Annotated in this window: 9 protein-coding genes; 3 read left to right on the top strand and 6 right to left on the bottom strand. The window is 32.5% G+C overall.

The window, feature by feature from the left end; genetic code table 11:
* Positions 1-377: GH3 auxin-responsive promoter family protein (locus tag ABJD66_RS06555; RefSeq protein ID WP_348129572.1), on the top strand; the 377-nt coding region annotated here is incomplete at its 5' end.
* Positions 378-446: 69 nt separating this feature from the next.
* Positions 447-1,037 carry a hypothetical protein gene (locus ABJD66_RS06550; RefSeq protein WP_100893827.1) on the top strand — a complete coding sequence of 197 codons (591 nt, stop codon included), beginning with the start codon at positions 447-449 and terminating at the stop codon, positions 1,035-1,037.
* A 46-nt stretch (positions 1,038-1,083) separates the two neighbouring features.
* On the opposite strand, the gene clpX is transcribed toward ABJD66_RS06550, so the two are convergent.
* The 6 genes from clpX to ABJD66_RS06520 all read right to left on the bottom strand — a co-directional run bounded on the left by clpX (position 1,084) and on the right by ABJD66_RS06520 (position 6,529).
* A complete protein-coding gene (clpX, locus tag ABJD66_RS06545) occupies positions 1,084-2,319 on the bottom strand; it encodes an ATP-dependent Clp protease ATP-binding subunit ClpX (RefSeq protein ID WP_100893826.1) in 1,236 nt (411 codons plus the stop codon).
* A 45-nt stretch (positions 2,320-2,364) separates the two neighbouring features.
* On the bottom strand, positions 2,365-3,045 hold the full coding sequence (gene clpP / locus ABJD66_RS06540) for an ATP-dependent Clp endopeptidase proteolytic subunit ClpP (protein WP_348129567.1): 681 nt from the start codon (positions 3,043-3,045) through the stop codon (positions 2,365-2,367).
* A gap of 203 nt (positions 3,046-3,248) precedes the next feature.
* Complete coding sequence (gene tig, locus ABJD66_RS06535; RefSeq protein WP_303540698.1) at positions 3,249-4,577, bottom strand: trigger factor; 1,329 nt, start codon at positions 4,575-4,577, stop codon at positions 3,249-3,251.
* 98 nt (positions 4,578-4,675) lie between these two features.
* Complete coding sequence (locus tag ABJD66_RS06530) at positions 4,676-5,026, bottom strand: phage holin family protein (protein ID WP_013621506.1); 351 nt, start codon at positions 5,024-5,026, stop codon at positions 4,676-4,678.
* Between the two features lie 19 nt (positions 5,027-5,045).
* Entirely contained in the window at positions 5,046-5,816 is a 771-nt protein-coding gene (locus ABJD66_RS06525) for an alpha/beta fold hydrolase (RefSeq protein WP_348129562.1), read from the bottom strand.
* Positions 5,816-6,529 carry a pyridoxine 5'-phosphate synthase gene (locus tag ABJD66_RS06520; protein WP_348129559.1) on the bottom strand — a complete coding sequence of 238 codons (714 nt, stop codon included), beginning with the start codon at positions 6,527-6,529 and terminating at the stop codon, positions 5,816-5,818. The genes ABJD66_RS06525 and ABJD66_RS06520 overlap by 1 nt, the downstream gene beginning before the upstream one ends.
* Positions 6,530-6,675: 146 nt before the next feature.
* Between ABJD66_RS06520 and ABJD66_RS06515 the strand changes: the two genes are divergently transcribed.
* On the top strand, positions 6,676-7,219 hold a 544-nt coding region (locus ABJD66_RS06515), incomplete at its 3' end, for a CBS domain-containing protein (protein ID WP_348129556.1).

Raw genomic sequence — 7,219 nt, 5'->3', positions numbered from 1 at the left:
TTGAAAATGCAGAAGAGGCATTAAAAAAAGTATGCAAAAAAACTGCTGCACAAATAAAAGATTATACTGTTGCACCTGTTTTTATGGTAGGTAGGGAAAAAGGAGCACACGAGTGGATTATAGAGTTTAGAAAAGAACCTGCGGATATTAATCATTTTACGGAGTTGTTAGATAATGCTTTAAAATCTTTAAACTCAGATTATGAAGCTAAACGTTATAATAATATAACCTTAAATATGCCTAAAGTGCACATTTCCAGGGAGAATCTTTTTTATGATTGGTTAAAAGATAGAAGTAAATTGGGAGGGCAACATAAGATACCAAGATTGTCTAATAAAAGGGACTATATCGATGAATTGCTTCTAATGAACAAATAAATTGGTTTATTTACTAGTTATGCTTCATATTGCATATATAAACCTAACCAGTATATAAAACTATAAAATATGAATTCAGAAAGACTAGTTGTTTTGTCAGATATGTGGGGTCCTAAAAAGGGAATGTGGATTACCTCATACTTGGCATACCTACAGCAGTATTATGAGATTGAGTATTATGATATTCAGCAATTGGCAAATGTAGATTTGCTAAAGCAAACCGAAAAAAATATTCATACTGCCTTTGTAGAAGGTGGTGTAGATACAGCGGTATCTCATTTATTAAAAAAAGAAACAAAACCAGCTCATTACTTAGCTTTTAGTATGGGTGGGTCTATTGCTTGGAAAGCAAACTTAAAAGGTTTGCCTATGAAATCTTTATATGCGGTGTCTGCAACTAGAGTGCGTAAAGAGGTAGAGCGTGTAGATGGAGATGTAAAGATGCTTTTTGGTAGTAAAGACTTGTATAGACCTTCTACAAAATGGTCTGAGACTATTGGTGTGGAATTAGAGGTTGTAGAAAACTTTGGTCATGAAATGTATTCTGACTCTCAGGTGATACAAAAAGTTTGTCTAGACCTTTTAAAAAAAGTAATGGTTAAGCCAGAACAAGAAAAGAAAACAGCTAAAATTAAAGTTTTAGCAAAAAAAATATCCTAAAGAAAACTTTAGGATATTTTTAATATAGATTGTAAAAGCCGTTTTGTTATGAAACGGCTTTTAATTTTTTAACTGTCTCGTAAGATAGTTTGTTCTCTGCATACTCTTGTGTTACTTTAAATTCTTTGTCTTCGCTACTAGGTAACTCAAACATAGCATCTGTAAAAATAGCTTCACATAAAGAACGTAAACCTCTTGCTCCTAATTTGTACTCTATTGCTTTAGATACAATATAATCTAAAGCTTCATCTGTTATAGAAAACTTAATGTTATCCATAGCAAAAAGCTTCTCATATTGCTTTATGATAGCATTTTTAGGTTCAGTAAGTATTGCTCGTAGTGTTTTCTTGTCTAACGGATTCATATGTGTTAGTACGGGTAAACGACCAATAATTTCTGGTATTAAACCAAACTCTTTTAAATCTTTTGGAATAATGTATTGTAGTATGTTAGAGTTGTCTACGTTTTCATCTAGTTTAGATGCACTGTAACCAACTGCTTGCATATTTAAACGCTTAGTTATAATACGCTCAATACCATCAAAAGCACCACCAGCAATAAATAAGATATTCTCTGTGTTTACTTCAATAAATTTCTGATCTGGGTGCTTACGTCCTCCTTTTGGCGGAACGTTAACAACCGTACCTTCTAATAGTTTTAATAGACCTTGTTGTACACCTTCTCCAGAAACGTCTCTTGTAATAGAAGGGTTATCACTCTTGCGAGCAATTTTATCAATCTCATCTATAAAAACAATACCGCGTTCTGCCTTTTCTAAATTATAGTCAGCAGCTTGTAAAAGACGTGTTAGTAAACTCTCTACATCTTCACCAACATAGCCTGCTTCTGTTAATACAGTAGCGTCTACAATTGCTAAAGGTACGTTTAACATTTTGGCAATTGTTTTAGCCATTAATGTTTTTCCGGTACCAGTTTGCCCAGCCATTACAATGTTACTTTTTTGTATTTCTACATCGTCATCTGCACTAGAGGGCTGTAATAGTCTTTTGTAGTGGTTGTATACTGCAACAGACATTACTTTTTTGGTGCGTTCTTGTCCTATAATAAAAGTGTCTAAAAACTCTTTTATATCCATAGGTTTTTTTAGAACCAGTTCTGCAGATAAACTGTCTGTTTTAGACTGTTTAGTGTCTTCTATAACAATACCATATGCTTGCTCTATACAACGGTCACAAATATGTGCGCCTTCGCCGGCAATTAATATATTGGTTTCTGCTTTGGTTCTTTTACAAAAAGAACATTCTAAATTTTCCTTTGCCATAAGTCTACTTCTTCTCTTTGGGAGTAAGGTATTTATTAGTCGGTTTTATTTCTTGTCCCTTACTAATATTTCGTCTATCATACCATAGGCTTTTGCTTCGGCAGCTTTCATCCAGTAATCTCTGTCACTGTCATCGCTAACTTTGTCAAAAGGTTGGCCAGAGTGTGTTGCAATAATGTTATACAACTCATCTTTAAGTTTTAATATCTCTCTTGCTGTAATTTCTATGTCACTAGCTTGCCCTTGTGCGCCACCTAATGGTTGGTGAATCATAACACGAGAGTGTGTTAAACCACTACGTTTTCCTTTTTCACCTGCGCAAAGTAAAACTGCACCCATAGATGCTGCCATACCAGTACATATTGTAGCAACGTCTGGTTTAATAAACTGCATAGTGTCATAGATGCCTAAACCAGCATAAACACTACCTCCTGGAGAGTTAATATATATTTGAATGTCTTTAGATGCATCTGCACTTTCTAAAAACAATAATTGTGCTTGTACTATATTAGCAACTTGGTCATTAATACCTGTTCCTAAAAATATAATTCTGTCCATCATTAATCTAGAGAAAACATCCATTGCAATAGCATTTAGTTGTCTTTCTTCAATAATGTTAGGCGTCATATTGCTTGGGTACATTGTACTTAAGATTTTATCATAGTACATGCTGTTTATCCCTTGGTCCTTTATGGCGTAGTTCTTAAATTCTTTTCCGTAGTCCATATGTAGTATTTGGTATTTTAAATAAAAAAAGGTGCCGAAAATTTATACTTTCGGCACCGTAAATATACTTATTTTTTTTAGTGACGACCTATAGTCTAATTTGCTTTTGAAGCTTTGCACTATAGTTTGATACTAAATTTAACGGAATTTTTTGTTTTAACATATATGCACTAGCTTTTTTTTAACAGTGCATATGATAAAATTTACTCTTTTCCGTAAACTTCTTTAATAAAATCATCATAAGAAAGCTCCTTAGTTTTAAGGTTAGCTTTTTCTTTGTAAAGTGTTAATAGTTTTTGACTCATTAACTGCTCAGACAATCTTTTTACTTCATCTTGGTTAGACATAATTCTACCAGCGATATTGTCTAATTCCTCTTCAGCAGGATTTAATTGTCCGTACTGTGCCATTTGAGATTTAATGAAACCTTTGGCAAATTCCTTTAATTCGTCAAACTCTACTTGTAGCTTGTTTTCTTGAATAATTTTACCTTCAATTAACTGGTAACGTAAACCTTTTTCAGATTTTTCAAATTCAGCTGCTGCCTCTTCTTCTGTTAATGGCTTTTCACCTGTCATTTGAATCCATTTTTTTAAGAATTCAGTAGGTAAATCAAACTTTACATTTTCAATAAAGTTCTCAGTAATGTCATTTAACAATTTTTGATCAGCTTGCTGCTCAAATTGCTTTTCTGTATCTTCTTTAATTTTGTCTCTAAGTTCTTTTTCAGAAGAAATTTTTTCTTCGCCAAATAACTTGTCAAACAACTCTTGGTTCATTTCAGCAGGCTCACGCTCGTTAATTTCTTCAATAGTAAAAGTAACTTCTGTGTTTAAATCTGCAGATTTGTCTGCTGCTAAACCTAATGCGCTAGATAATTGGTAATCTTCTTTAAAAAGACCTTTTGTTTTTAACGTAACAACATCACCAACTTTTTTTCCAACTAAAGCATCAGTAGCTTTTTTAGCTTTTATAGTGCTTAGTTCTATAGTAGTTTTGTTGCTTATTTCTTCTTCTTCGTTAGTAAAAGTACCAGTTACCTCGTCTTTTTTAGATACTTCAGTTTTAGAGATAAGTTTACCGTATTGTTTGCCAATACGCTCTACTTGCTCATCTATCATTTTTTTATCTGCAACTATTTTGTACTGTGTAATTGCTTTTTTAGTCTTAATTGGAGCTTCAAATTCTGGAGCTAAACCTAATTCAAATTCAAAATCTAGATTTTCTGCATCCCAGTTAAAGTCGTCTTGTTGTTTTGGTAAAGGGTTACCAAGAACATCTAACTTTTCTTCAGTTAAGTATTTATTTAGGTTGTCTTGTATAAGTTTATTTACTTCGTCTACTAAAACAGCCTTACCATATTGTTTTTTAATAAGGCCCATTGGCACATGTCCTTTTCTAAAACCTGGTATGTTTGCTTGCTTTCTATAATCATCAAGAATTGCTTTTACCTTATCTTGGTAATCCTCTTTAGTGATAGCAACTTTTACAACTGCATTCAATGCATCAATCTGCTCTTTTGTAATATTCATTTTTGAATCTGATTTTACTTAAATAAAATGGGCTGCAAAAATAGTACATTTTAATTAGGTCTACAAGTTTTTAAATTGTTGTAATACAAAAGGGTATGTTATTTTTCCTTATCGGTTTTTAAGATAGAAAATAATATAGATTGTAATAGCGATAATAATAAGCTAAATACTATGGCCCACAGCCAACTATCTACAGTAAATCCTGAAACAAAATAGCCTGCTAATTTTATAATGCATGCGTTTATTACAAGTAAAAATAGCCCTAGAGTTACAATGGTTACTGGTAATGTAAGTATCACAAGTAATGGCTTAATAAAAAAGTTTAATAAACTTAATACAACTGCAACAATAATTGCGGTAGTATAGCTGTCTACGCCAATACCTGGCAAAACTTTAGATAATACAACAACGGCAATGGCACTTAATAATATACGTAGAATGGTTTTCATAGCTTGTGTATTTAATGGGTTAACTTTTTATAAAGATAAGCGATTTTTCTAAGAATTCCTTAGGGTTTTCTGCGTGTAACCAGTGACCTGCGTTTGTTATGGTTTGTATGTCAGCGTTAGGAAAATGAGTTTTTATAATATCTGTATCCATAGGTGAAATATATTCAGACTTGTCTCCTCTTAAAAATAAGGTTGGTCTGTTATATGTAGCAGATGCATCTATGTTTTCTCCAATTTGCTCCATACGTTCTGCTAAAACGTCTAAATTAAATCTAAATCCAAGTTTCCCTTTTTCTACCCAGTACAGGTTTTTTAGTAAAAACTGACGCACACCTGCGTTAGAAATGTGTTTGGCTAACTCTTCGCTAGCTTGTGTTCTGGAGTTAATTATGTTAAGGTCTAATGCTTTTAAACCATTAATTATTTCATGGTGGTGTGGTGGGTAAAATTTAGGAGCAATGTCTGCAATTAATAGTTTACTAACCAAGTCTGGGTAACTGCAAGCTAATTGCATTGCGGTTTTACCCCCCATAGAGTGTCCTAAAACTATACAGTCTTTTAAATTGTGCTCATTAATATATTCTTTAATGTCATTGGCAAGAATGTCATAATTAAACTCGGTAGAATGAAAACTTTTGCCGTGATTGCGCTGATCTATTAAGTGTACTTGTAGGCCTTCTTCTGCGTATTTATTGCCTAGGGTTTTCCAATTGTCAGACATTCCTAAAAATCCGTGTAAGATTAACAAAGGTTGTCCTTCTCCAAGTATTTTAGAATGTAACTGTGGCATTATTTTAATTTGTTTAAGTACATATTTACAACATTTTCTAATCCTAAATAAAGAGATTCACTAATTAAAGCATGTCCAATAGATACTTCTAATAGGTTAGGAACTTTCTCTTTAAAATAAGCAACGTTATCTAAGCTAAGGTCGTGGCCTGCATTTATGCCTAAGTCTAATTTGTGTGCCAAAATTGCAGCATCAGTAAAAGGCTGTACGCCATTTTTGTCTCCTTTTGCGTATGCATCAGCAAAACTTTCTGTGTATAACTCTATACGGTCTGTTCCTGTTTCTGCAGCTCCTTCAATCATTTTTAAATCGGCATTAACAAAAATAGAAGTTCTAATGCTGTTAGCTTTAAATGTGGTAATAACCTCTTTTAAAAAATCTTTGTTTTTTATGGTGTCCCAGCCAGCATTAGATGTAATGGCATCTATAGCATCTGGTACTAAGGTAACCTGTGTAGGTTGTGTTTCTAAAACTAAGTCTATAAATTTTTTAATAGGGTTACCTTCTATATTGTATTCTGTAGTTACAATTTTTTTTAAATCTCGCGCATCTTGGTATCTAATATGTCGTTCATCTGGCCTTGGGTGAATAGTTATACCTTCTGCGCCAAAAGACTCTATATCTGTTGCAACTTTACATAAATTAGGTACATCGCCGCCTCTAGAGTTTCTTAGTGTGGCAATTTTATTAACGTTAACACTTAATTTTGTCATTTTAATTTTCTTTTGCTATTGCAAAAATACAAATAAGGCATAGCTTTTGTTGTTAGTTAGTAAAGGTTTTTTATTTTTATTAAAAGCCTTGGTGTTTATGACCTTGGTCGAAAAAATTATTATTAATTTGCAGTAATATTTAAGCTATGCAGATACAGTCTAATATATTATCAACAATTCCTACGTTTTCTATAAACGACAGTATGGAAGAGGTAATTCGTTTTTTTAAAACAACTACTTTTTCACATGTTGCTGTTGTAGATAAAAGCAAGTTAGTAGGGATGATTGCTGAAAACGATTTTAAAACTTTTGAAAAAGGGAAAAAAATTGAAGATTATAAATACAATCTAGAAACTTTTTGTGTTGACTCTGATACCTCATGGTTGGATGTATTGGAGGTCTTTTCTAAAAATGACGCTAATATTTTACCTGTGTTAGATAAAGATGAAGCTTTTGTTGGTTATTATGACTTAACAGATATTGTGGCTTTATTTATAGGTACACCGTTTTTTACAGAGCCAGGAGGTATTTTAGTTGTTGCAAAAGGAATATCTGATTATTCTTTTAGTGAAATAGCACAAATTGTAGAAAGTAATAATGCTAAGTTATACGGGGCTTTTATTACAGAAATAGAGAATGATGTAGCGCAGGTTACATTAAAAATAACTTCTGCAAATTTAAATGAAATTA

The organism is Cellulophaga sp., assembly GCF_039943695.1.
Taxonomy (GTDB): Bacteria; Bacteroidota; Bacteroidia; order Flavobacteriales; family Flavobacteriaceae; genus Cellulophaga.
The sequence above is the reverse complement of the archived record's forward strand: the minus strand, read 5'-3'. Positions and strand labels throughout refer to the sequence as shown.

Bases quoted from the DNA above. Each gene is read 5' to 3' on its own strand.
- ABJD66_RS06550 (WP_100893827.1), top strand. From the start codon at position 447: ATGAATTCAGAAAGACTAGTTGTTTTGTCAGATATGTGGGGTCCTAAA.
- clpX (WP_100893826.1), bottom strand. From the start codon at position 2,319: ATGGCAAAGGAAAATTTAGAATGTTCTTTTTGTAAAAGAACCAAAGCA.
- clpP (WP_348129567.1), bottom strand. From the start codon at position 3,045: ATGGACTACGGAAAAGAATTTAAGAACTACGCCATAAAGGACCAAGGG.
- tig (WP_303540698.1), bottom strand. From the start codon at position 4,577: ATGAATATTACAAAAGAGCAGATTGATGCATTGAATGCAGTTGTAAAA.
- ABJD66_RS06530 (WP_013621506.1), bottom strand. From the start codon at position 5,026: ATGAAAACCATTCTACGTATATTATTAAGTGCCATTGCCGTTGTTGTA.
- ABJD66_RS06525 (WP_348129562.1), bottom strand. From the start codon at position 5,816: ATGCCACAGTTACATTCTAAAATACTTGGAGAAGGACAACCTTTGTTA.
- ABJD66_RS06520 (WP_348129559.1), bottom strand. From the start codon at position 6,529: ATGACAAAATTAAGTGTTAACGTTAATAAAATTGCCACACTAAGAAAC.